Here is a 25027-nt window from a genome sequence, read left to right as displayed (position 1 = left end):
AGTAAATGCCGAAGTTTGTGCTTCGGCAATTCATTCTGATTTAGTAGATGCAAGCTTCCGTCATTGCCTGTGCCACAATTGGACGAGCATTTTCAGATAACTCTGTCAGTGGCAGTCTTAAGTCACCATGGGCAATCAAGCCCATTTTATGCGCAGCCCACTTCACTGGGATCGGGCTCGACTCGACAAACAAGTTTTTATGAAGCAGCATCAAGCGTTGGTTGATAATTTCGGCTTCTTCGTACTTACCTTCAAGAGCAAGTTTCATCATTTTCGCCATATCTTCCGCTGCGATGTTATTCGTAACAGAAATCACACCCTGGCCACCTTGCTTAACAAAATCGAGGCCACTCGAATCATCACCACTTAGTAAGATAAAATCTTTGCCACAAAGTTCACGATGAATTGCAATTCTGCTCAAATCACCCGTTGCGTCTTTCAGCGCCACGATATTATCGATTTCTGCAAGGCGAGCAACTGTTTCTGGCAACAAATCTACCGCAGTGCGACCTGGCACGTTGTACAGGATTTGTGGTACGTCACTTTCTTCAGCAATCGCCTTATAGTGTTGGAACAAACCTTCTTGGGTTGGTTTGTTATAGTATGGCGTCACACTTAAACAACCAGCAATTCCTGAGTTGTTCAATAAGCGACTGAAAGTGACTGATTCATGAGTAGCATTTGCACCTGTCCCTGCGATAATAGGAATACGGCCTTCAGCAAACTCTACCACTTTAGTCACAACCTTGACATGCTCTTCCACAGTTAAGGTTGCAGATTCACCTGTTGTGCCCACGGCCACAATGCCATCAGAGCCAGCGTCGACATGAAAATCTACAAGTTTTTTCAGGCTTACGTAATCTACTTCGCCATCATTATTAAACGGTGTAATTAACGCTACGATACTTCCTGAAAACATGTCCTTCTCCCTAATTTAGATACTGTCTGCATGGTACTGTAAGGCGATTGAAAAAGACAAGGAATTAAACCCGCTTAAATCACCTATTTGAGTGAATATTTATCAGATGTTAGAACTCTAGCAACTTACGCCTTTTTTACCGCTTGTTGTCAGCCTGAGGTTATAAATACTAAGCCCTGAGACAAGGTTGGCAACGAGCGAAGAAAATTGCATTAGATTTGTATGTGGCGGACAGTTTTCTCTTCAGTAACTGTGCTAAGCTATCTGGTTAATAATCATAACAATGCTCGAAGTGATATTATGACTCAACATCTGGTGATTACAGCGGTAGGAACAGACCGCCCTGGTGTCTGCAACCAAGTGGTTCGCCTTGTCACACAATCTGGATGCAATATTGTTGATAGTCGCATTGCGCTTTTTGGCAATGAATTCACCCTCATTATGTTGCTGTCAGGCAACAACGCAGCCGTGACACGTGTTGAGAGCACTTTGCCACTATTAGGCCAACAACTTGATCTCATCACCATGATGAAACGTACATCACAGCACGCTCGTGCTGACAACGCTTACAGTTTGGAAGTCTACGTTGAATCCAATGATGAAGTTGGCCTAACAGAGAAATTTACTCAGTTCTTCGCTGATAAAAATATTGGACTTTCCTCTCTCAGCGCACAGACCATAGACAAAACGAAAATCCAGTCATCGCAAAATCAGTTTCACATTGCCATCACGGCCACGGTTGACATTGATTGTAATTTGATGCAATTGCAGGAAGAATTCGAAACATTATGCTCAAGCCTTGGCGTTCAAGGCTCGTTAAACTTCATAAAGAACAGTCAATAAAAAGGAAAATCAATGAACACGCTAACAGCTGGTACTCCAGCTCCGGCATTTTCCCTGCTGGATCAAGACGGCAACACAGTGTCACTCAGTGACTTTGCTGGTAAAAAAATTCTTTTCTATTTCTATCCAAAAGCCATGACACCAGGCTGTACGGTTCAAGCGCAAGGTTTGCGTGATACGAAAGCAGAATTGGACGCTCACAATGTGGTCGTGCTTGGCGTCAGCATTGATCCAGTGAAACGCCTAGGTAAATTTATCGAACGTGACAACCTCAACTTTACCTTGTTGTCAGATGAAGATCACGCGGCGGCTGACCAGTTCGGTGTGTGGGGCGAGAAGAAGTTTATGGGTAAAGTCTATGACGGCCTGCACCGCATCAGCTTCCTTATCAATGAAGAAGGTATCATCGAGCACGTCTTTAATAAGTTTAAAACGAAAGATCATCATGAAGTGGTTTTAGATTACTTGAACGGAAACAAGTAACTCATTACTGTCAAAAAAAACGCCAGCGTATCGCTGGCGTTTTTTAATTCGTTGCACTTACACAATAAACTTGTTCAGTATTGCATCTTGCTCACGAACGTTTTCCGTCTGTACTTGCATGGCAATATTGGCGTTTTCTGCAGAGTCAGATACCTGTGTCGACAAGTCTTTAATCTTCACCGTGTTGCTGTTGATCTCTTCCGCTACTAAGCTCTGCTCTTCCGCAGCTGAAGCAATCTGCATGTTCATGTCGGTAATACTCTGAATCGCATCACGAATTTGTTGCAAAGACTCATTCGCTGCCTGAGCTTTTTCCACCGCGTCCACTGCCGTGTTCTTGCTTTCATGCATTGCCGCTGACACTGAACTTGCGCCCGCCTGTAGCTGCTCAATCATGCTGCGAATCTCGGTAGTCGATTCCTGAGTACGCTGCGCAAGTGTTCGAACTTCATCTGCTACCACAGCGAAACCTCGACCAGACTCCCCCGCACGTGCTGCTTCAATAGCCGCATTCAATGCCAATAGGTTGGTTTGATCGGCAATATCATTAATGACTTTAAGGATGGTTTCAATGTTGGCTGTAGCAGACTCTAGACCTTGCACTTCTTCAACGGCTTGATCGATTCGCGCCGACAATGCATCAATCGATGACGTGGTAGCGCTCACCACAGAGGAGCCTTGCTGTGTCGCTTCATCCGCGTCCTTTGCGGCACCTGCAGCACCTTGAGCGTTGTTCGCAACTTCTGTTGCCGTCACAGCCATTTCGTTCATTGCTGTCGCTAGTTGCTCAAGTTCTTGCAATTGGCTGCGCATCGCCTCCGCTGATTCTTGTGAGCCCTGAACCGTCATTTCAGTACCACGAAGGATCTCAGCACCAATGGCTTTCGACTGCTGAATTTGCTTTTGCAAAGTTTCCGTAAAGGTATTGAAGCCTTCCGCCAGCTCAGCAAACTCCTTATCAGTATTCGTGTCCAGACGTTTGGTTAAGTCACCCTGGCCCGAAGCAACATCTTTGATGGCTTCGTTGAGTGTTCCTAGGGGACGCATCAGAACCTTGATTAAAAAGCTTAATACCGCAACGCTTAAGACAACACTTATCAAGGTATAAATAATTGAGCTGTTGCGCATCTCACTAATAGCTGCAAACGCGATGCTCTCATCAACAATCGCACCGATATACCAGTTTTCACTTGGTACTTTAGTAAAGTGAACTAGGTAGGAGCGGCCGTCTTTTTCAATACGTTGATTACCCTCTTGAATAGTCGCTTCTGGCAAATAGGTAGTCAGGTTTTGGCCATTATTCTCGGCATCAGGGTGTGCGATAGTAGTCCCATCAGCGGCGATAATAAACAAGTAACCTGCATCCAATAGGTTGGCACTGTTAACTAAATCCGCTAACCCTGTTAACTCTAAATCGTAAAACATCGCTGCAGTAAACTGGCCATTGTCTCGAACTGGTGTACCGATAGAAATAATAACTTTCTTCGAGGAGATATCGACATAGGGAGCAGTGACGACAAGCTTGCCTTGCGCTTTGGCATCTTTATACCAAGGTCGGATACGCGGATCATAATCAGGACCAGCTTCCCAGCCATCATCATTTTCTACCACAAAACCATCCGCTTCATAGCCGTAACCAACCGCCAGGAAGCTCCCTTTGAGATTGGGTTTCTCAAGAATATCTTTAACTCGTGCTTTATTTTGAGGGTCGAGTTCCATCACCTCAGTGGTAGATTGGGCAAGGGATTTCTTACTCGCCATTTCTGACGTGACAGTGTTTTTCACTCCCTTTACCATCTCTATCAGACTGGTATCTACTAAGTCCTCTACTTCACTCTTTACTGTATTCAGTTGTTGCACCGAGAGTAATACAACGGTCACTAACAACAACGCTGATGATGCAGCAACGATTTTTTGACTAAATCTCATAGTGTCCCTCAAAGATTAATTCGTTTTTAATTTATAGTTGTTATATCTGTATCTAGTATTATCGTCCTAACTACAAAAGACTTAAGAAATTTCTTACAAAATTCATACTTTGTAAAACAATCTTTTAAAAAGTATATACCCTCTGCACAAATAAAAAGCCTCAAAGCTGTCGCTTTGAGGCTTTTTAACTAATAAATTTGTCGATTGAGCCTATCCGGGATGTGAATAGACTTCGTCTTCGTCATTGCTGGGCAGTGCATTCCAGACCGCCTTAACTAACGTGGCTAAAGGGATGGCAAAGAATACACCCCAGAATCCCCATAACCCACCAAATACCAATACAGCCACAATGATAGCCACTGGGTGCAAATTCACCGCTTCAGAGAAAAGAACAGGAACCAGTACATTGCCATCCAAGGCCTGAATGATACCGTAGGCAAGCAATAACCAATAGAATTGCGGCGTGAACCCCCACTGAAACAACCCCACCATCGCGACAGGTACGGTCACCGCCGCAGCACCGATGTAGGGGATTAAAACCGATAAGCCTACAGCAACCGCAAGTAATACCGAGTAACGCAAGTCTAGAATGGCAAATGTCACATAACTCACACCACCGACTATTAAGATTTCCATTACTTTGCCACGAATGTAGTTGGAGATTTGATCATTCATTTCATGCCAAACTTTGGTCGCCAACTTACGATTCCGTGGCAAAAGGCCACTCGCCATGGCAATCATCTCTTGCTTATCTTTAAGCAGGAAAAACACCAGTAGTGGAACCAGAATAAGGTAAACAGCTAGGGTAGCAATGCTCACCAATGAAGCTAGTGAGCCTTTAACAACCGTCTCACCCATCACAATGACTTGATTCTTCGCGTTGGTCACCAGAGATTCAACAATTTGGAAGTTATCCAACTCAGGATAACGTTGCGGAAGCTCCGCAATCACTTTTTGCAGTCCTGAATACATCGAAGGAATATCGTTAATAAGATTGCCGACTTGCTGCCAGATAGTTGGCACAAGGCCAAACACCGCTACCAACATCAAACTAGTAAAACCGAGAATCACTAAGATGACCGACAACGTTCTTGGAATACCAAGACGAGACAACTGAGAAACAGGCCATTCCAGCAAGTAAGCCAATACAATCGCAACAAGCAAAGGCGCGATCAGATTGCCGAAGAAATAAATCGTGATAAAACCGAAGAGCAGGATCGCAACCAAGCTCACAGCATGTGGATCAGAAAAACGTCGTTTGTACCAACGACTCACCATCTCAAACATTCGACAAGATTCCTTTAGTCACTTGCAAACAGTAATAACCATCCAGCTCTTCGCAGACCAACTCGAAGGATTGCTTTAGCAGGAAATGTTTTATATCTGACATCGAACTAGGATCTGAAACATAAATTGTTGTTTGTTGCCCCGCACATAACCCTGTAGTGTGACGCTTGGCAAGTAACAATGCCATAGGACAACGCTCTTGACGCAGATCCAAAAGATTCTGTTCCATTCTTTAGCTCGATGCTTATCATAGGGAGAATATTGTATAGTGTTTTTTTCCAAGCGTCAGTGCAAATACGCCGATGCGAAGAAAAGTTTCACTTTGTCATGACTTAATGCAATGGAACGCTTTACACTCGACAGATGAAATAAAGGCGGTCTATTCATCATTTGGTAGCCAATCGACGGTGAAACCAACTCAGTAAAAGAGTGTCAAACGCTATACCCCCAAGCCTGTGACATCGCTGATTATAACCGAATGACTCAGACTAAGTGGATAGACCAAATGATCACGGAGTATCACCAGTAAAATATGTTTAAACGTACGCGTTCACTTGTTTGCATTTGCTTAGCAACTTCGTTGGGTATCCAAACACCCACCTATGCCAATACACTCGACTTACCCGATATTGGTACGGCAGCCAGTAGCACTTTGACCATAGATCAAGAGCTACAGTACGGTGATGCCTACATGCGCATGCTGCGTAACAACCAACCTATCGTCAATGACCCAGTTCTGAATGAATATATTGACAGCTTAGGTCACCAGTTGGTCGCCAGCGCCAGTGATGTAAAAACCCCGTTTACCTTCTTTATGATCCGTGACCGCAATATCAATGCTTTTGCTTTTTTTGGTGGTTACGTTGCTCTGCATACTGGGCTATTTCTTCATGCCAAAAGTGAAAGCGAGTTGGCTTCCGTTGTCGCACACGAGATAGCGCACGTTACTCAGCGTCACCTCGCCCGCAGTATGGAAGAACAAGCAAGGCGCTCTCCTGCAACGATGGCGGCGTTGGCAGGCTCATTGCTTCTCGCTATCGCTGCCCCTGAAGCGGGTATCGCCGCGATTACCGCAACCACTGCTGGCAATATTCAGGGCCAGATCAACTATACACGCAGCAACGAGAAAGAAGCTGACCGATTTGGCATAGACACACTCGCCAAAGCGGGTTTTGACGTGAACGCAATGCCGCGTTTCTTCAGCCGCTTAGCCGATGAATATCGATATGCCAGTAAGCCACCACCCATGCTCTTAACGCACCCGCTGCCAGAAGATCGTATCACCGACAGCCGAGCAAGAGCACAAAATTATCCGGCAAGAAGAATTGACCCTTCACTGAATTACAACCTTGCTCGTGCTCGTATTGTCGCTCGCTATGCTAGTATCAATGCTAAAGCCGCCATGGATTGGTTGACTCGTACAGAGAAGAAGGCACCTGCGAGCCTGAAATCTTCGTTTCAATATGGTCGAGCTCTGGTCCACTTAGACAATAATGAGCTGGATAAAGCTAACACGATCTTACAATCATTGACTCAACAGCAACCGGACAACAACTTCTACTTAGACGCCATGTCCGATTTGTATATTGCGCAGAAAAAGGCTGGTGAAGCAGAGAAAATGCTGCAAAAAGCGTTGAAAAGTAAACCAAACAACGCCGTGTTAACCATCAATTATGCCAACGCTCTGATGAAGCAGGATAAAAATGCAGAAGCGGTGCGTGTCCTTCAGCGCTATACCCATGATAACCCTAACGACGTGAATGGTTGGCATTTACTGTCTGAAGCCAGTATTCATCTTGGCCGCAGCGACGAGGATCTTGCGGCTCGTGCGGAAATTTTAGCGTTGAAAGCCAATTGGAATAAGGCAATTCAGTATTACACTCAAGCCAGCCAACTGGCTGAACTTGGCAGCCTACAGCAAGCACGTTACGATGCACGCATCGATCAGCTTATGGTTCAGCGCGATCGTTTTATGGCTCTACAATAATGATGGAATGGATAGCACGCCGTTCCCAATAACTCGGAGACTCAACTTATGTCAGTCGTGATTTATCACAACCCTCGTTGCTCAAAAAGCCGCCAAACCCTGGCACTTCTGGAAGAAAAGAATATTCAACCAGACATCATCAGATATCTCGACACACCACCGAGCGTGGCTGAATTAAAATCCCTGTTTGCGCAGCTCAGCCTAGATAACGTCCGAGCTATGATGCGTACCAAGGAAGACGTTTACAAAGAGCTCAACCTAGCCGATGCAACAGACGAACAACTGTTTGAAGCAATGTCAGCTAATCCAAAATTGATTGAACGCCCTATCGTCATCAGCAATGGTCAGGCGAAACACGGTCGCCCTCCAGAACAGGTGCTCGATATTCTATGAGTTGCCAGATTGTCGTTCTTTATTATAGCCGACACGGTTCTACCCTCGCATTAGCACGACAAATCGCCCGAGGAATAGAATCTATTCCTCACTGCGAAGCCTTGATTCGAACAGTGGAAGACATAGATGAAAGGCAAACGGCCCAAGATCCTGTACTGACGTTAAATGAACTGAAAGCATGTCACGGTCTCGCCATGGGTAGCCCGGTCTGGTTTGGTAATATGTCAGCGTCATTGAAACACTTCTGGGACCAGACGACTTCATTATGGGTGTCTGGCGATTTGATCGATAAGCCTGCATGCGTCTTTAGCTCATCTTCTAGTTTACATGGCGGGCAAGAGACCACCCTACAAACCATGATGTTGCCTCTGCTACACCATGGCATGATGATCTTAGGGATTCCGTATTCTGAGCCAACACTGCACACCACGCAAACAGGTGGAACGCCTTACGGGGCGACATCGGTAACGCATGACGGATCATCGCTAAGTCAAGATGAAATGGAACTGGCACAACAACTGGGCAAACGCTTGGCAATCACTGCGTTAAAAATGAAGGACTGATGGCATGCAGGAAATGCAATCTCAAACCAAATTATTTCGGCTTCTAGCGTTATGTGGAAACCTCGGCCTGCTTGCTTGGGTGGCCTTATGGCAACTGAGCTTATCTCCTCACCCTCATATTAGCAATATTTCGCTTGCTATTGCTTGGAGCATTCCACTGCTGTTGCCGTTACCCGGCATTCTAGCTGGAAAACCGTACACACACGCTTGGGCCAACTTCGTGCTGATGCTGTACTTTCTGCATGCTTTAACCATACTTTATATCGACGATGGTGAACGCTGGTTAGCAGGGGTAGAACTGATGCTTACTGCTGCGGCCTTCGCCGGTAACATTCTTTATGCACGCTCGCGTGGTAAAGAGTTAGGGCTCAAGCTCAAACGGCTGTCAAAAGTAGAAAAAGAAGAAAAAGAACGGTTCGAATAAAAAAGGTCTGGCATTTGCCAGACCTTTTTACTATTCAATCAGTTCATCAATGGTAGCCTGATCACTGTCTGGCTCAGAGCTTTCAGTCTCTTGGCCTAAGATAATCGAGGGTTTACCTTGCCACTCATAGAGTAGTGTTTGCTCTGCAGGAGCAACGGTAGGTACATCCCCTGTGTGCTCTTCCGTCTTCACAGGCTGACCACTACTATCGACCTCTGTTTGCTGCTCAAGCTGCGATGGCTGCTCTAAGAAAGACGGCGCCTCACTTGCACTGTCCAGTTGTACTACTGGGCCCATTCGAAGGACTTCTTGCTCAAATTCTGCCTGAGAAGCGAGCAAGTGAACATTAAAGGTCACGTGATTACCCTGAATTTTCTGAATATCTAACGATGCTACTGAGCTCAGCGTCTTAAGCTGCTTTTCTAAAGTAAAAAAGTCGACAGCATTGTCTAGTGAAGTAAATCGTACCTTAATGGTTTCAGAAGATTCGCTGGCGACAACAACCGCACTCTTTTTCGCATAGTAGTCACTGATTTGGTTCACCATCTTAGCCGCAGAATCTGCACCACTGTTTGAACCAGAGACAGGGGCTTGGCGTGTTACACCGATGGTTGCAGGTTTTTGATCATACAAAGTCCAGCGCAACGATTTACCCTGCACTCGCACAACGATTACAGCATCAACGGGATAACGCTGGCTCGCTTCACCAACAGGACGAGCAAAGCCACCCCACAGGTCAGAGGCAGCGACCCCTGTAATGTCGTCGAAATCTCCAACAGGCACAGTCAGAGGTAATCCACGCTTTTGAGCTTCAACGCGCATCTGATTCAATAATGGGGAATCTGAGTGTTCCCAACTAATACTGCGGTCATACTGCGTCTCTTCAACTAGCCATACCAGCAAGTTGGCACGGGCTGCTGGCCAAATCGGGAGCTGAGCCTGACTTAGTAGAGAGCGGATATGAGGAGCGCTAAAGCCTAGTCGAAGTGTTTGCTGGCCATCAAGCTGACCGTAGCTGATTTGCGAAAGGTACTGAGAATTTTGTTTCAGAGCCTTTTGTACGACCTGATTCGATAGCGCACTTTGATCGCCAGAAGCACGAACGATGATCTCTTTCATTCCATCAACACGAGCTTGTACGTCGGCATTTTCAACGCTTTGATCAAGTACAATCTCAGTTTGATATAAATCTACATTGGTCAAAGCAGCGGCAGGGAACCCCACCAGCCCTAAAGCCAACAAAACTAAATGGCGCATAGCTTTCCTAAGGTCAATTCTTCATTGCAGCTTCGGATGATAAGCAACTATCCCATCTTGAGCAACTAAAGGTCGGATTTATGTGTTTTAGCACCCTTAACTTATCACGCTAACAGATGAGTTAATTATTGTTTATTTGACCTACTTCAGATTGCAAACGATTGCTAAGGTGATAAAATCCCGCGAATTTTATTTTTCTGTTGAGCATTGACCTATTGCTCTTCGATCTAACATACAAGGAGTAAGCTATGAAAAACGCCATCCAAGGTGCGCAGATGCTATTTGTCGCATTTGGGGCTCTCGTGTTAGTGCCGTTGCTGACCGGATTAGACCCTAGTGTCGCTCTGTTTGGTGCAGGCGTCGGCACCCTTCTTTTTCAACTTGTTACTCGCCGCTCTGTTCCTATCTTTCTTGCTTCCTCTTTTGCTTTTATTGCTCCTATTCTCTATGGAGTTCAAACCTGGGGTATTCCCGCCACTATGGGGGGGCTAATGGCAGCTGGCTGCGTATATGTTGCTATGGGAGCGCTAATTAAAGCACGTGGTGTAGAAATTATTCACAGGTTGCTTCCACCCGTAGTTGTCGGACCGGTCATCATGGTAATTGGTTTAGGCTTGGCTCCGGTAGCGGTCAATATGGCGCTGGGCAAAGTAGATGGCTCACAAGTCATTGATGGCAATGCTTCTTTGGTAATCTCAGTTGCGTCTTTGTTAACGACCATCATTCTAAGCGTTTTCGCCAAAGGTTTCCTCAAACTGACCCCCATTCTCGGTGGTATCATTGTCGGCTATGCGCTGAGCCTAGGTTATGGCATCGTTGACTTCGAGCCAGTGCATAAAGCGGCTTGGTTTGCATTGCCAAACTTTACCACTCCAGAATTTAACATCAACGCTATCTTGTTTATGATTCCTGTCGCGATTGCACCTGCTGTTGAACACGTAGGGGATATGCTTGCAATCTCGAACGTAACAGGTAAGGACTACATTAAAAAGCCTGGCTTACATCGCACCATTGCTGGTGACGGTGTGGCAACCATAGCCGCTTCTATGGTCGGTGCTCCACCAAATACGACCTACTCAGAAGTGACGGGAGCAGTCATGCTGACTAAAGCGTTTAATCCTGTGATCATGACATGGGCCGCAGTAAGTGCGATTGTGTTAGCACTAGTAGGAAAGCTTGGTGCAGCACTGCAGACCATACCTATGCCTGTCATGGGCGGTATTATGATTTTGCTGTTTGGCTCAATAGCCACTGTCGGTTTAAATACGTTGATTAAGAATAATGTCGACCTGCACAAATCACGTAATCTGGTTATCGTCGCAATCACCCTAGTATTTGGGATCGGTGGTATGGCTTTTGGCATCGGCGAGTTCAGCCTTCAAGGTGTGAGTTTATGCGGTATTGTTGCTATTCTGCTTAACCTATTGCTTCCGAAAGACTTGGGCGAAAACCATGTCGTGGATAACGCTCAGATGGAAGAAGAAACGAAGTAGAATCGAGAATCGAGAATCGAGAATCGAGAATCGAGAATCGAGCAGTTTTGGAGGGTTGGCGTTTTGCGTCAACCCTTTTTTGGAAAACTGGAAAACTGGAAAACTGGAAAACTGGAAAACTGGAAAACTGGAAAACTGGAAAACTGGAAAACTGGAAAACTGGAAAACTGGAAAACTGGAAAACTGGAAAACTGTGTCTTCCAAAGGACAAGTCCTGTCAACACTCTGTAGAACTTTTAGCAGGGCAACGCTTTCCCGAAACGAAGTGTTCCATAGGGCGCAGCCCGTTCCAAAATCCCGAAGGACGAAGTCCGTTCCCTAATCCCCTACCCACACAGCTCTGCAAATTGCCCATGAGTCAATGCAGCCAAATCTCTTGGCGCTAATTCTATTTCCAAACCACGTTTACCAGCACTCACACAAATCGTCTCCCTGTGCTGTGCGCTCTGATGAATGAAAGTAGGTAACATTTTTTTCTGGCCAAGCGGGCTAATTCCCCCTACCACGTAACCCGTCGTTTTTTGCGCGATATCAGGGTTCGCCATTTCTACCTTCTTCGCTTTCGCAGCTTTAGCGGCCAGTTTCAGATTCAGTTTTTGATCGACCGGAATCACTGCAACCGCCAAGTGTTTAGGCTCACCATTGATACAGAACAATAGGGTTTTAAATACTTGCTCTGGGTCTTGCCCTAAAGCTTCAACCGCTTCCAAACCATAACTCTCGGTGCGGGGATCGTGGTCATAGTGATGAACGATGTGGGTGACTTTTTTCTTCTTTGCGAGGTTGATTGCAGGAGTCATGCTAGTTCCATAGGGTCAATAACAAAAAGCGCTGCAAAATGAGCAGCGCTTTAAGTTAATGAGATTTCGAAGTTTTAGTCAACTTACTTGTAAACAATCTCGCCAGCAGGAGCGTACTTGTTCACATCAACAGGGCTGTTCTCTTCTAGATACTCTTTTAGAACTTCAGCGTCTACGAAACCAGTGTTGACGTAGCCTGGGTGCCCTGTCAGTTTAGGGTAGCCGTCGCCACCAGCCGCATTAAAGCTTGGGATAGTGAAACGGTAAGTCTTATCTAAACGAAGCTGTTCACCACCGATCACAACATTCGATACTTTGCCATTTGCCACTGTCATAGAAATACCGGCAAACTGCGCATATGCACCAGAATCAATAGGTTTAGTTGCAACAACGTTCAGGTAATCCAGAACCTCTTTACCTGACATATCCGTGTAAGTGACGATATTCGCGAATGGCTGAACTTTCAGTACGTCTTTATACGTTACGTCGCCCGCTTCGATTGAATCGCGTACACCACCAGAGTTCATGACGGCGAAATCAGCTTTCGCACGTTCCATGTGTGCTGCCGCAATCAAACGACCTAGGTTAGTTTGCTTGAATCGAACGACATTACGGTCACCTTCTAGTTTACCGTTGGTGTCTGCAATCTTAATGTCCAACTGCGCTTTACCTTTTTCTTGGTAAGGACGTAGGAATTCCAGTAGCTCTTCATCTTGCTTGATTTCATCTTCAATAAGAACACGCTGCTTCTTACCGTCAATTTTAACCTTCTTCTTAAGGTTCACTGGGATTAGGTCATAGCTCACCATCTCTAGCTCGCCATTACGGAATTCGTAATCTGCACGACCTACATATTTACCCCACTCATGAGCCTGAACAATGTAGGTACCGTTTTGCAGATCTGGCTTACATTCATCAGAAGGTTTGAAGTTCTTTTTAACGACATTTGGAGCTTCCATACAGACTGGTTCTTGAGAGTGACCACCCACAATCATGTCTAGAGAACCTTCATCTAGGTAACGAGCAAGAGCCACATCACCTGGTGCATTTACACCACGCTTACCATCTTCGTAATGGCCCATATGTGTAACAGCAAAAATCAAATCGGGCTTTTCTGTTTTTTTAAGCTCAGCGATCAACTTTTTCGCTTCAACTTTAGGATCGCGGAAATCGATACCATCAATAAACTCTGGGTTACCGATTTTCGCCGTATCTTCCGTGGTTAGACCAATAACAGCAATTTTAATACCCTGCTTATCAAACATCTGGTAAGGCTGGAACATACGCTCACCTGTTTCTTTATCATAGATGTTTGCTGAAAGCATTGGGAAGTTAGCCCACTCTTGTTGTTTGAAAAGCACGTCAAGTGGATTATCGAACTCGTGGTTACCTAGAGCCATTGCGTCGTAACCGATTTTGTTCATACCTTTAAAATCTGGTTCTGCGTCTTGCAGATCAGACTCTGGCACACCCGTATTGATGTCACCACCTGAGAGTAAAAGAAGGCTTCCCCCTTCGGCTTCGACTTCCGCACGCAACTCGTCAACCAATGTTTTACGAGCAGCCATACCATACTCACCATATTTATTCTGCCAAAAACGACCATGGTGGTCATTGGTGTGCAGAACCGTCAACTTATAAGTTTTATCCGTCTCCCACTCTTGTTGGGGTGCTGTCGCACAACCAGCGAGAGTTGCAAGAATCGCTGCGCTTAGTGCGGTTTTTACAATTAGGCGTTGCTTCATTGTTATACCTTTGAAATTTTTTGGGGTTTTCACTGCATTAAATACCGAGTGCATTGAACAGACATGGTCAGCAATTCATCGCTGATAACTCAGTAAAACTTGAACCAGTTTAAGTTAACCTATTTGGAGTAACATCTTGATTTCATATTTATGTAGAGCAGATCACCCTAATTGATATTTAAGTGTGTAACAAAGCAGCATAATTGCACTTGTTCTAACAAACGGTCACAAGCAAACGATTGACTGTGAGTGAATGTCACTAAACCGTTAGTGTGAGATTGACCGTTTGCTCAACACAGAACGAAAACATCCCCGTCTTATTGAGCGAGGTCATCGTGCATTTAAAGCACTACGAAAACAAAAAAGGTGAGTCAATTGACTCACCTTTTTTTAAACATCGAAGACTATTTAATCTCAATATGCTCGAAGCCTTTAATCAAGTCATCCAGCGCTTTCATTTGCGCGAGGAAAGGTTCCAACTTGTCTAACGGCAATGCTGATGGGCCATCACATCTTGCTTGCTCTGGGTCGGGATGTGCTTCAATAAATAGACCTGCAATACCAGTCGCAAGACCCGCTTTTGCCAATTCAACCGTCTGCTCACGGCGACCGCCAGATGCTGAACCTGAAGGATCACGCATTTGCAGTGCGTGGGTCACATCAAAAATAATTGGGCTACCTTTTGACGCTTTCTTCATCACACCGAAGCCAAGCATATCAACCACTAGGTTATCATAACCATGACAAGAACCACGCTCACATAGAATGATATTGTCATTGCCGCATTCACTGAACTTATCAACAATGTTCCCCACCTGGCCCGGACTCATAAACTGAGGTTTTTTAACGTTAATCACAGCACCTGTTTTTGCCATCGCTTCAACAAGATCAGTTTGGCGAGCCAAAAACGCTGGCAGCTGGATTACATCCACCACGTCAGCGACAGGCTGCGCCTGAGCTTCTGTGTGTACATCAGTAATAATTTTCACACCGAACGTGTCTTTAAGCTCTTGGAAAATTTTCATTCCCTCCTCAAGACCTGGACCGCGGTATGAATGAACAGAGCTACGATTCGCCTTGTCAAAAGACGCTTTGAACACATATGGAATGCCAAGCTTTTCTGTCACTTTGACATAGTGTTCACAGATCTGCATAGCCAGATCACGAGATTCAAGAACATTCATGCCCGCAAACAACGTAAACGGCTTGTCGTTGGCAACTGGAATATCACCAACATGAACGATTTTCTGTTCCATTATTTTCTCTCTATTTCTATGTATATATGCCAACCTAGTGCTGGGCTTAATGTAGTGTCACTTGAGTTTCACTCATAGCGTTAACTTGATTTTTTAGCAGCTCAGCTGCCGGGTCATCGGGACATTGGTCGATAAAATACTGATAATCACTCAATGCCATCTGGTGACAATCGAGCTGCTGATAGATAAACCCACGATCACGTATTTCATACGGGTCATCAGGAACAAAAGTCAGTGCTAAATCCGTGCACTTCAAGGCCAAAGTATAGCGCTCTTCACGCAGCAATGCGCTCTTGAGGAGTGCCAGCCAGCGGCCAATGACTGTCGGATTATCAACCGATTTGAGATGCTCATGTTTCAGAGTCGCTAATGGCCCACTATGACCAATCAACCACGCACCGAGTACATGCTTAGAGACGTACTCGCCATTGAACGGGTTGATAAACTGAGGGCTTTCTCCATACCACTCCAGCTTTAGCAAAAACTGACTTGGAAAGGTCACACCCGTAATGGGAAAGCCTAACTTGCGTCCTAAATAGAGTAATACCGCACCTAAGCTGACCGGAATACCCTTGCGACGTTCAAGGACTTTATCAATAAACGCATTGGAAGAGTCGTAATAAGCTTCCTGATCGCCAGTAAAACACCACTCGTGATAAAACAGTCTTAATAACGAATCAAAACGCTGCTTTTCGTCCGCATCTTGGCTCAAGTTCAGCTCTGCTTCTTTCAGTAATCGATGCAATTCTCTCTCGGCCCACTGATCATTAGTTGTAGGGTTGATCGCTTTATTCAGTATCAATGCCCCTTCTGCCAGTTCGATGGCGTCAAAATCTTCATCAAACAACTCAAGCATGAATATTACCTAGAACCCCTTAACCTAAAAATATTGGCGCTTTACTGATAGCGACTTTGCCAGCCATTGCTAACCAGCCTAGTGCCCCAAAGAAAGAAAACGTACGCAGTAGTTTATTTTTACCTAGTTTAAGTGCAAAGAATCCAAGTGCGATGTAGGCCAGTACACAAGTGATCTTCTCAGTCAGCCAAGGGGCTGCTGGTGTAAAAGGAATAAAGCCCGTGATAAATATCAGACCGATGCCAGACAACAATAGACAGGTATCATTGATATGGGGAAAGATCTTAAAAAACTTCTTCTCAAGTAAACCTGAGTTTGCCATCATCATCGCATAACGAACAGACAATAAAGTGGCACTGATTGCTATCGTCAATAGGTGAAAGTGCTTTAAACCTTCGTACATAATTATCTCTCTTGCTTATCTGGAGAAAATTGACCTATGGTTACGCGGTCGTTTTCGCCGTAGTCTTTATAAGTTGTAATATTGTGGTACCCCAGTAAGCCCAGAATCTCTCTCACTGCCGCACCTTGATCGTAACCGTGCTCAAACATCAGCCAGCCATCGCACTGAAGGAAGTTGAGTGCCTGACTTGAAATATGTTTGATGTCAGCCAATCCGTTATCTTTTGCCACTAAAGCGCTCAGCGGTTCAAATCGCACGTCTCCCTGTGCCAGATGCGGGTCATGCTCTTCAATATAAGGAGGGTTTGATACTATGAGAGCAAACTTTGTACCACTTCCTATAGGTTCAAACCAGCTGCCTGATAAAAATTGTGCATTGCGAATACCCAGATGTTCAGCATTAGACTCAGCGAGCTGTTTAGCTTCTTGCTTGAGATCGATACCCCAAACTTGACGGTTTGGTAACTCTGAAGCAATGGCGAGCGCAATCGCGCCGGTTCCTGTGCCTAAATCGAGAATATCACCTTGATTATAAATAGCTTTCTCTAAGGCAATTTCAACCAAACGCTCAGTATCTGGACGTGGAATAAGCGTACTGGGGGCGACTTTTAGCGGCAATGACCAGAACTCACGTTCCCCAGTAATGTAAGCGACAGGTTCGCCATTGATTCGACGCTGTAAGTTCGCTTCAAAAGCCAAGATTGCTTCTGAATCCAGAATTTTATCAGGCCACGTAAGCAGAAAGGAGCGAGGTTTGTTGAGGGTGTGGCAAAGCAATACCGCCGCGTCAAGAGAGGGCGAATCACTGCCACTCTCTTGAAGTCTATGGGCGGCACTTTTTAGTGTGTGTTCAACACTGTGCAGTGCAGTCATTGATTAGTTGTTCTCAGCCAACGCCGCAAGTTGATCCGCCTGATGTTCCTGAATAACAGGTTCAACCAAGCATCCTAGATCCCCTTCCATGACTTCGTTAAGACGGTAGACAGTCAGGTTAATACGGTGGTCCGATACACGACCTTGTGGATAATTGTAAGTGCGAATACGGTCACTACGGTCACCAGAACCAAGCAGGTTCCGTCGAGTATCAGATTCTTCAGCTGCCCGTTTCGCTTCTTCCGCCTGAATAATTCGAGCGGCAAGTACCGACATGGCCTTAGCTTTGTTTTTGTGTTGAGAACGCTCATCCTGACATTCGACTACCGTTCCTGTCGGCAAGTGGGTAATACGAATAGCAGAATCTGTCGTGTTAACGTGCTGACCACCAGCTCCAGAGGCGCGGAAGGTATCAATCTTTAGGTCAGCCGCTTTAATTTCTGGGATTTCCGCTTCTGGAATCTCGGCCATGATAGCCACAGTACATGCGGAAGTGTGGACGCGACCTTGCGATTCAGTCGCTGGCACACGCTGAACACGGTGACCACCTGATTCAAACTTCAATACGCCATAAGCACCGTCTCCAGACACCTTAGCGATCATTTCTTTGTAACCACCGTGCTCTGCCTCATTCGAAGACATAACTTCAATACGCCAGCCATTTTTCTCAGCAAACTTACTGTACATACGGAAAAGATCACCGGCAAAGATACCCGCTTCGTCGCCACCGGCGCCCGCACGGATTTCTAAGAAACAGTTGCGGTCGTCATTTGGATCTTTTGGCAACAACAAAATTTGCAGCTCGTCACTGAGACGCTCGATAGTTTCTTTTGCTTCTTTGATCTCTTCCTGAGCCATTTCGCGCATCTCTGCGTCATCTTCCTTCGCCATTTCTTCAGCGGCTACCAAGTCTTCTTGAGCTTGCTGGTAAGCCTGAAAACACTTAGTGACTTCCTCTAACTGAGAGTACTCTTTTGATAAGGAACGGAATTTATTTTGGTCACCGATCACGTCCGGATCGCCAAGTAGATGTTGAACTTCTTCGTAACGCTCAACCAATGTTTCTAGCTTAGTTAGAATCGAGGCTTTCATAGTTTTCTTAACTCAGGGTTCGATAAATTGGGCGTCTTTGACGGCCAAAAAAATTAGGAGTCTTCCAGACCCAAACTTTGTCTTAGCGTAGCAAGCTTAGCTGGCTCGCCTTGCTCCGCCGCATTTTGTAAAGCTCGGGTTGGAGCATGAATCAATTTGTTTGTCAGTTTGTTGCTGAGTTCAAGCAGAACCTTTTCGGGCTCGACGCCTGCGGCTAATGACTGAAGGCTTTTGCTCAGCAGATCTTCTCGAATGTCGTTAGCCGACTTACGGTAGTCGCGAATACTGTCGACCGCTTGGAGAGAGCGTAGCCAAGACATAAAGATGGCGCTCTCTTCACTGACAATCGCTTCCGCCTGAATGGCTTCCACTTTTCGCTGTTCCATGTTGTTTTCGACAATTGACTGCAAATCATCCACAGAATAAAGGTATGCATCATCCAATTCCGCAACTTGCGATTCAATATCACGCGGGACAGCGATATCAACCAACAGAATTGGCTGGTGCCGACGAGCTTTCAGTGCACTTTCCACCATACCTTTACCAATGATTGGCAACGGACTGGCGGTGGAGCTTATCACAATATCAGCGCGAGGGAGATGTTCTGGTATCTCAGGCAAGCCAATAATCTGAGCCCCAAATTGTTCCGCGAGAGGCATAGCACGCTCTCTAGTGCGGTTAGCAACGATCATCTTGCTACAACCATTACTTGCCAGATGTTTAGCAACCAACTCAATCGTCTCACCCGCACCCACCAATAATACGGTCGAATCACGCAGTGATTCAAAGATGTGCTTCGCTAATGTGCAGGCTGCATAAGCGACAGACACCGCATTACCACCGATATCGGTTTCTGTTCTGACACGTTTTGCAACAGAAAATGTCTTCTGGAACAGTTTTTCCATCGCAGTATCAACCGCTTTGTGCTCACGAGAATCTGAATAGGCTTGTTTGACTTGTCCGAGGATTTGCGGTTCGCCTAATACCAAAGAGTCTAAACCACAAGAGACTCGCATCAAATGACGAATAGCGGCTTGCTCTTCATGGACATAGAGGCTGGGTTTTAAATCTTCCGGGCTAACCTGATGAAATTGTGCCAACCAATCAATGACCTTGCTTTTTCCGGAAGACTTAACATCGCAATATATTTCAGTACGATTACACGTAGAAATAATCACACTGCCGTTTACAAGAGGGTTATCGCCTAACTGATTAAGTGCTTGAGGTAACTTCTCCGGTCCAAATGCGACTTTTTCTCGCAACTCTACCGAAGCTGTATTGTGGTTAATACCTATGGCAAGCAAAGACATGTAATCAAGGTTCTCTGAATCGGCGAATAAACAAATAAGAACGGAATTTTACTTGATGACCCAATTTAATTAAAGGGTATCCGGGATATGTTTTCATGACTTCGTGATTTCAATGATATAGTGTGGCACAAGATAAGGACTAAAATGGATAAATTATCAGCAATGGCGGCTTACTTTCGTCCCTTACTCATTTTTCTACTCTCTGGGTTGATTCTGTCTGGTTGTACCACGCTCAACACCAGTAAAACCAATGTCGAATGGCAAACTCATCAGCAACGCTTGGACAGTATTCTTCAGTATCAATCTAGCGGTAAACTGGGCTACATTTCTCCTCAACAGCGCCAATCTCTAAATTTTCATTGGAAGCACAGTCCAGAGGCAAGTCAGCTTCGACTCACCACCTTTATCGGCCAGACTGCGCTGAACCTGAAAATTACGCCAATTGGTGCTTCAGTCGAAACCTATGAAGACCAGACCTACACTTCGCACGATGCCCAATCGCTTATTTATCGCCTAACAGGCCTCACCTTACCTGTTGAGCAACTTAATAACTGGTTCTTAGGTAGCCCCATTAACGCTGACACATACCGACTCAATGACACCAATACTTTGGCCTCATTGACTAAACAGATTAATGGGCAAATCTGGCAACTTGATTATCTTAACTATCAAGATATCCAGTATCAGGGTAACGTTTTACCTTTGCCACAGAAGCTAAAGTTGAAACAAGGCGATATTTCAATCAACATCGTTATATCCAAATGGAATCTTGATCAATGATCAGCGAAACAACGCATTGGCCTTCACCGGCAAAATTGAACCTTTTCTTATACATCATAGGTCGCCGTGACAACGGTTATCACGAGTTGCAAACCTTATTCCAGTTTGTTGATCATGGTGACACCCTCACTATCACTGCTGATCAGAGTGGTGAAATCCGATTGACGCCCGATCTGCCGGGCGTAGCTTTGGAAGACAATCTGATTTGGCAGGCGGCTATGGCACTGAAAGCGAAAACAGATTGTTCATACGGTGCACAAATCGAATTAGACAAAGTGCTGCCAATGGGCGGAGGCATCGGCGGTGGCTCATCAAACGCAGCAACTGTTTTAGTCGCTCTGAATCACCTGTGGCAGACTCACCTATCAGAACATGAATTGGCGGAGATTGGGTTAGGGCTTGGCGCTGACGTACCGGTGTTTACACGCGGATTTTCGGCATTTGCTGAGGGCGTAGGCGAAGCGTTAACTCAGACTGAACCTGAAGAAAAGTGGTACCTCGTCGTTAGACCGGATGTGGCCATCGCAACTGTGGATATTTTCACTCACCCTGCCTTGACTCGAAACACACCAAAGCGTGATCTGGCAACACTTCTTGACAGCCCGTACGAAAACGATTGCGAAAAAATTGTTCGAATGCTCTACCCAGAGGTTGATAAGCAACTTTCTTGGCTGCTACAATATGCGCCGTCAAGACTGACGGGGACCGGATCCTGCGTTTTTGCTGAGTTTTCAAGCCAAAATGAGGCCAACAAGGTTCTTGAAAGAATGCCTGACAACGTCTCTGCTTTTGTAGCAAAAGGGAAGAACATTTCTCCTTTACATGAGACGCTCGCTAAGTATTGCTTAGCCCACAATATATCTATCTAAATACTGGACGCAACCCTGAGGTTTCCACCGTGCCTGATATGAAGCTATTTGCTGGTAACGCTACACCTGAACTAGCCCAACGTATTGCTGATCGTCTATACATCTCTCTTGGTGATGCAAGTGTTTCTCGTTTTTCGGATGGCGAAGTCGCTGTACAAATTAACGAAAACGTACGTGGTAGTGATGTTTTTATCATTCAATCTACCTGCGCACCAACTAACGACAACCTAATGGAACTTGTAGTGATGATTGACGCAATGCGCCGCGCTTCAGCGGGCCGTATTACAGCAGTTATCCCTTACTTTGGTTACGCTCGCCAAGACCGTCGTGTGCGCTCAGCGCGTGTGCCAATTACAGCAAAAGTTGTTGCTGACTTCCTTTCTAACGTTGGCGTTGACCGCGTCCTCACTATCGACCTACACGCAGAGCAAATTCAGGGATTCTTCGACGTCCCTGTAGATAATATTTTCGGTACACCTGTTTTGCTCGAAGATATGGAAGCGCGAGGTCTTGAAAATCCAGTTGTGGTTTCTCCAGATCTTGGCGGTGTTGTACGTGCTCGTGCGACAGCTAAAGCTTTAGGCGACATCGATATCGCTATCGTTGATAAACGTCGTCCACGCGCGAACGTTTCCGAAGTGATGAACTTGATTGGTGATGTAGAAGGCCGTGACTGTGTGATCGTTGATGATATGATCGATACTGGCGGCACTCTATGTAAAGCGGCAGAAGCGCTAAAAGAACGTGGAGCTAAGCGTGTCTTTGCTTACGCAACTCACGCCGTGTTCTCTGGCAACGCCGCTCATAACATCAAGAATTCGGTACTGGACCAAGTCATCGTGACAGATTCCATTACTCAATCAAAAGAAATGCAAGCCACGGGTAAAGTGACGACGCTGAGCTTATCGCGTATGTTGGCTGAAGCCATCCGTCGTATTAGCAACGAAGAGTCTATCTCTGCCATGTTCAACTAAGCTTGGATTAGATAAGAATGACTTAAAAACACCCCACTTTGGGGTGTTTTTTTATGGCAATAAACTGGCAGTCAACGCACACCTCGCCCGAGCTAAGAAATCTGTGCTATCATACTGCGCTTTTTGAGATTCCAAGAGAGATCCTAACCTTGAGTCAACCGATCAAACTTCTTGTCGGCCTTGCCAATCCTGGGCCTGAATATGCCAGAACTCGCCATAATGCGGGGGCTTGGGTAGTAGAAGAACTGGCACGTGTTCATAACATCACACTGAAAAACGAAACGAAGTTTTTTGGCCTGACTGGACGCATTATGATCAACGGTCAAGATCTCCGCTTGCTTATTCCAACGACCTTTATGAATCTCTCTGGTAAATCGATTGCCGCACTGGCAAAGTTCTACCAGATAAAGCCAGAAGAAATAATGGTCGCTCACGATGAGCTAGACTTACCTCCCGGTATCGCCAAATTTAAGAAAGGCGGCGGGCACGGCGGACACAATGGCCTCCGTGACACAATTAGTAAGCTTGGCAATTGCAAGGATTTCTATCGTCTCAGGATCGGTATTGGCCATCCGGGACATAAAGACAAAGTAGCGGGATTTGTTCTAGGCAAAGCGCCTGCCAAAGAGCAAGAGTTACTGGATGCAGCGGCGGATGAGTCCGTACGCTGTCTAGACATCCTAGTAAAGGATGGCCTATCAAAAGCGCAAAACCGTCTACACACGTTCAAAGCAGAATAAGGTTAATATCATGGGTTTTAAATGTGGCATCGTTGGTCTACCAAACGTCGGTAAGTCAACTCTGTTTAACGCACTAACTAAAGCAGGCATCGAGGCAGCAAACTTCCCGTTCTGTACTATCGAGCCAAATACTGGTGTTGTACCTGTACCCGATCTGCGCTTAGACGCGCTAGCAAAGATCGTTAACCCACAGAAAATCCTGCCAACAACGATGGAATTCGTTGATATTGCAGGTCTGGTTGCTGGTGCATCCAAAGGTGAAGGCCTAGGTAACAAATTCCTAGCGAACATCCGAGAAACTGACGCAATTGGCCACGTAGTGCGCTGTTTTGAGAACGAAAACATCGTTCACGTAGCTGGTAAAGTGTCTCCTATTGAGGACATCGAGGTTATCAACCTTGAGCTAGCAATGGCCGACCTAGATTCTTGTGAGCGCGCAATTCAACGTAACAACAAGAAAGCAAAAGGTGGCGATAAAGACGCTAAGTTTGAGCTAACTGTCTTAGAAAAACTACTTCCCGTTCTGACCGAAGGTGGCATGGCCCGCACGGTTGAGCTGGCAAAAGAAGAGCTGGCAGCGATTGGTTACTTAAACTTCTTGACCCTCAAACCAACGATGTACATTGCCAACGTCAACGAAGATGGTTTTGAAGATAACCCATACTTAGACGCAGTACGTGAGTTTGCAGCAAAAGAAAACAACGTTGTTGTACCGGTATGTGCAGCGATTGAATCTGAACTATCTGAGCTGGAAGATGAAGATCGCGAAGAATTCCTTGCAGACATGGGCATTGAAGAACCAGGCCTGAACCGTGTGATCCGCTCGGGTTATGAGCTACTCACGCTACACACTTACTTCACTGCAGGCGTGAAAGAAGTTCGAGCATGGACGATTCCGGTTGGAGCAACAGCACCGCAGGCAGCAGGTAAGATTCACACTGACTTTGAAAAAGGATTTATTCGAGCTGAAGTCGTTGGCTACGATGATTTCATCGAATTCAACGGTGAAAGTGGTGCAAAAGATGCGGGTAAGTGGCGTTTAGAGGGCAAAGAATACATCGTCAAAGATGGTGATGTCGTTCACTTCCGCTTCAACGTTTAATTTCTTTGCAAATCATTAACTTTCAAAGCCAGCACTCGTGCTGGCTTTGTGGTTTCTGAATCTTTGACGCCTATATTAAGTTAGCTAATGGGTCACACTTTGTTATCACTTTTCGGTGATTAACACGCCTCTTTGTTTAAAAAGAAACCGAACAGTTGATTTATCCCGATTTATTCAAAAAAACTATTGACGCCTTTGCTCCAACTTCGCATAATGCGCGCCGTTCCCGATGATAAGGTCAACTATCTGAAAGAACTCAATATGGTATGGCTACGTAGCTCAGCTGGTTAGAGCACATCACTCATAATGATGGGGTCACAGGTTCGAATCCCGTCGTAGCCACCATTCCTAAAACCTTTTACGAAAGTGTTTAGGAATAGATGCGGAAGTGGCGGAATTGGTAGACGCACCAGATTTAGGTTCTGGCGCCGCAAGGTGTGAGAGTTCAAGTCTCTCCTTCCGCACCATATTTGGATAGCTTATTGCTATCGCCTGCAGGTCTATCGCCAAGCGGTAAGGCAGCGGCTTTTGATGCCGCCATTCCCTGGTTCGAATCCAGGTAGACCTGCCATTTATTTAAAGTGTTAAGCCTTTTAGAAAAAGGGCTTGTCACTAAGAGCGCGAAGGTTTATATTGTCTCGCTCACGAGT

The 25027-nt window shown here is 45.6% G+C and carries 25 protein-coding genes and 3 tRNA genes; 15 read left to right on the top strand and 13 right to left on the bottom strand.

All coding sequences use genetic code 11. From position 1 onward, the window contains the following. Positions 1 to 40 precede the first annotated feature (40 nt). Complete coding sequence (gene dapA, locus OH455_RS22090; RefSeq protein WP_269982804.1) at positions 41 to 919, bottom strand: 4-hydroxy-tetrahydrodipicolinate synthase; 879 nt, start codon at positions 917 to 919, stop codon at positions 41 to 43. Positions 920 to 1219: 300 nt separating this feature from the next. Between dapA and OH455_RS22085 the strand changes: the two genes are divergently transcribed. Together OH455_RS22085 and bcp are read left to right on the top strand one after the other, a co-directional pair. Continuing rightward, the gene (locus tag OH455_RS22085; protein ID WP_045976705.1) at positions 1220 to 1762 is read left to right on the top strand and encodes a glycine cleavage system protein R; all 543 of its coding nucleotides are present in this window, start codon (positions 1220 to 1222) and stop codon (positions 1760 to 1762) included. Positions 1763 to 1774: 12 nt separating this feature from the next. Further along, a complete protein-coding gene (gene bcp / locus OH455_RS22080) occupies positions 1775 to 2245 on the top strand; it encodes a thioredoxin-dependent thiol peroxidase (RefSeq protein ID WP_045976684.1) in 471 nt (156 codons plus the stop codon). A gap of 57 nt (positions 2246 to 2302) precedes the next feature. Here the strand turns inward: bcp and OH455_RS22075 are convergent, their stop codons facing one another. The 3 genes from OH455_RS22075 to OH455_RS22065 form a co-directional block, all read right to left on the bottom strand. Further along, a complete protein-coding gene (locus tag OH455_RS22075; RefSeq protein ID WP_269982803.1) occupies positions 2303 to 4174 on the bottom strand; it encodes a methyl-accepting chemotaxis protein in 1872 nt (623 codons plus the stop codon). 210 nt (positions 4175 to 4384) lie between these two features. Beyond that, a complete protein-coding gene (locus OH455_RS22070) occupies positions 4385 to 5461 on the bottom strand; it encodes an AI-2E family transporter (RefSeq protein ID WP_206376563.1) in 1077 nt (358 codons plus the stop codon). After that, on the bottom strand, positions 5454 to 5690 hold the full coding sequence (locus tag OH455_RS22065; protein WP_045976687.1) for a sulfurtransferase TusA family protein: 237 nt from the start codon (positions 5688 to 5690) through the stop codon (positions 5454 to 5456). Before OH455_RS22065 ends, OH455_RS22070 begins: the two co-directional genes overlap by 8 nt. Positions 5691 to 5993: 303 nt before the next feature. Between OH455_RS22065 and OH455_RS22060 the strand changes: the two genes are divergently transcribed. The 4 genes from OH455_RS22060 to OH455_RS22045 are packed head-to-tail and all read left to right on the top strand — an operon-like array spanning position 5994 to position 8828. After that, entirely contained in the window at positions 5994 to 7448 is a 1455-nt protein-coding gene (locus OH455_RS22060) for a beta-barrel assembly-enhancing protease (protein ID WP_269982802.1), read from the top strand. Between the two features lie 48 nt (positions 7449 to 7496). Continuing rightward, positions 7497 to 7841: an arsenate reductase (glutaredoxin) gene (gene arsC / locus OH455_RS22055; RefSeq protein WP_206376561.1), complete on the top strand. Its 345-nt coding sequence runs from the start codon at positions 7497 to 7499 to the stop codon at positions 7839 to 7841. Continuing rightward, positions 7838 to 8404 carry an NAD(P)H:quinone oxidoreductase gene (gene wrbA, locus OH455_RS22050; protein WP_269982801.1) on the top strand — a complete coding sequence of 189 codons (567 nt, stop codon included), beginning with the start codon at positions 7838 to 7840 and terminating at the stop codon, positions 8402 to 8404. Before arsC ends, wrbA begins: the two co-directional genes overlap by 4 nt. Before the next feature lie 4 nt (positions 8405 to 8408). Further along, complete coding sequence (locus OH455_RS22045) at positions 8409 to 8828, top strand: DUF2069 domain-containing protein (RefSeq protein WP_269982800.1); 420 nt, start codon at positions 8409 to 8411, stop codon at positions 8826 to 8828. A 30-nt stretch (positions 8829 to 8858) separates the two neighbouring features. Here OH455_RS22045 and OH455_RS22040 read toward each other — a convergent pair whose 3' ends face one another. After that, positions 8859 to 10085 (bottom strand): DUF2066 domain-containing protein, encoded by a 1227-nt coding sequence (locus OH455_RS22040; protein ID WP_269982799.1) that lies wholly within the window; start codon positions 10083 to 10085, stop codon positions 8859 to 8861. A 248-nt stretch (positions 10086 to 10333) separates the two neighbouring features. Between OH455_RS22040 and OH455_RS22035 the strand changes: the two genes are divergently transcribed. Continuing rightward, a complete protein-coding gene (locus tag OH455_RS22035) occupies positions 10334 to 11578 on the top strand; it encodes a uracil-xanthine permease family protein (RefSeq protein WP_206371671.1) in 1245 nt (414 codons plus the stop codon). A gap of 326 nt (positions 11579 to 11904) precedes the next feature. Here OH455_RS22035 and ybaK read toward each other — a convergent pair whose 3' ends face one another. The 8 genes from ybaK to hemA all read right to left on the bottom strand — a co-directional run bounded on the left by ybaK (position 11905) and on the right by hemA (position 19912). After that, on the bottom strand, positions 11905 to 12378 hold the full coding sequence (gene ybaK, locus OH455_RS22030) for a Cys-tRNA(Pro) deacylase (protein WP_269982798.1): 474 nt from the start codon (positions 12376 to 12378) through the stop codon (positions 11905 to 11907). 83 nt (positions 12379 to 12461) lie between these two features. Next, positions 12462 to 14123 (bottom strand): bifunctional UDP-sugar hydrolase/5'-nucleotidase UshA, encoded by a 1662-nt coding sequence (gene ushA / locus OH455_RS22025; protein WP_269982797.1) that lies wholly within the window; start codon positions 14121 to 14123, stop codon positions 12462 to 12464. Between the two features lie 404 nt (positions 14124 to 14527). After that, on the bottom strand, positions 14528 to 15379 hold the full coding sequence (kdsA, locus tag OH455_RS22020) for a 3-deoxy-8-phosphooctulonate synthase (RefSeq protein WP_206371668.1): 852 nt from the start codon (positions 15377 to 15379) through the stop codon (positions 14528 to 14530). A gap of 46 nt (positions 15380 to 15425) precedes the next feature. Further along, positions 15426 to 16235 carry a SirB1 family protein gene (locus OH455_RS22015; protein WP_045976697.1) on the bottom strand — a complete coding sequence of 270 codons (810 nt, stop codon included), beginning with the start codon at positions 16233 to 16235 and terminating at the stop codon, positions 15426 to 15428. Between the two features lie 19 nt (positions 16236 to 16254). Further along, entirely contained in the window at positions 16255 to 16638 is a 384-nt protein-coding gene (locus tag OH455_RS22010) for a SirB2 family protein (RefSeq protein WP_045976698.1), read from the bottom strand. A gap of 2 nt (positions 16639 to 16640) precedes the next feature. Continuing rightward, the gene (gene prmC / locus OH455_RS22005; RefSeq protein WP_269982796.1) at positions 16641 to 17510 is read right to left on the bottom strand and encodes a peptide chain release factor N(5)-glutamine methyltransferase; all 870 of its coding nucleotides are present in this window, start codon (positions 17508 to 17510) and stop codon (positions 16641 to 16643) included. 3 nt (positions 17511 to 17513) lie between these two features. Then, complete coding sequence (gene prfA, locus OH455_RS22000) at positions 17514 to 18602, bottom strand: peptide chain release factor 1 (protein ID WP_206376553.1); 1089 nt, start codon at positions 18600 to 18602, stop codon at positions 17514 to 17516. A gap of 53 nt (positions 18603 to 18655) precedes the next feature. Continuing rightward, positions 18656 to 19912, bottom strand: coding sequence for a glutamyl-tRNA reductase (hemA, locus tag OH455_RS21995; RefSeq protein WP_045976701.1), 1257 nt, complete (start codon positions 19910 to 19912; stop codon positions 18656 to 18658). Positions 19913 to 20074: 162 nt separating this feature from the next. Here hemA and lolB point away from each other — a divergent pair, with 162 nt between their 5' ends. From lolB to OH455_RS21955, 8 genes are all read left to right on the top strand, one after another. Next, positions 20075 to 20692 carry a lipoprotein insertase outer membrane protein LolB gene (lolB, locus tag OH455_RS21990; RefSeq protein ID WP_269982807.1) on the top strand — a complete coding sequence of 206 codons (618 nt, stop codon included), beginning with the start codon at positions 20075 to 20077 and terminating at the stop codon, positions 20690 to 20692. Continuing rightward, positions 20689 to 21561 carry a 4-(cytidine 5'-diphospho)-2-C-methyl-D-erythritol kinase gene (gene ispE / locus OH455_RS21985; protein WP_269982795.1) on the top strand — a complete coding sequence of 291 codons (873 nt, stop codon included), beginning with the start codon at positions 20689 to 20691 and terminating at the stop codon, positions 21559 to 21561. The genes lolB and ispE overlap by 4 nt, the downstream gene beginning before the upstream one ends. 29 nt (positions 21562 to 21590) lie before the next feature. Next, positions 21591 to 22535: a ribose-phosphate pyrophosphokinase gene (locus tag OH455_RS21980; protein WP_045976703.1), complete on the top strand. Its 945-nt coding sequence runs from the start codon at positions 21591 to 21593 to the stop codon at positions 22533 to 22535. A 149-nt stretch (positions 22536 to 22684) separates the two neighbouring features. After that, positions 22685 to 23275, top strand: a complete 591-nt coding sequence (gene pth, locus OH455_RS21975; protein WP_206376570.1) for an aminoacyl-tRNA hydrolase — start codon at positions 22685 to 22687, stop codon at positions 23273 to 23275. Between the two features lie 10 nt (positions 23276 to 23285). Then, positions 23286 to 24377, top strand: coding sequence for a redox-regulated ATPase YchF (gene ychF / locus OH455_RS21970; RefSeq protein ID WP_045976704.1), 1092 nt, complete (start codon positions 23286 to 23288; stop codon positions 24375 to 24377). Positions 24378 to 24645: 268 nt separating this feature from the next. Beyond that, positions 24646 to 24722 (top strand) — tRNA-Met (locus OH455_RS21965). A 37-nt stretch (positions 24723 to 24759) separates the two neighbouring features. Next, positions 24760 to 24844, top strand: a tRNA-Leu gene (locus tag OH455_RS21960). Between the two features lie 29 nt (positions 24845 to 24873). Next, positions 24874 to 24948 (top strand) — tRNA-Gln (locus tag OH455_RS21955). Positions 24949 to 25027: the final 79 nt, after the last annotated feature.

Origin of the sequence: Vibrio sp. T11.5, from assembly GCF_027587155.1 — a bacterium.
GTDB lineage: Bacteria > Pseudomonadota > Gammaproteobacteria > Enterobacterales > Vibrionaceae > Vibrio > Vibrio neptunius.
Note: the sequence above shows the minus strand (reverse complement) of the source record. Positions and strands in the feature narration are given on the sequence as shown.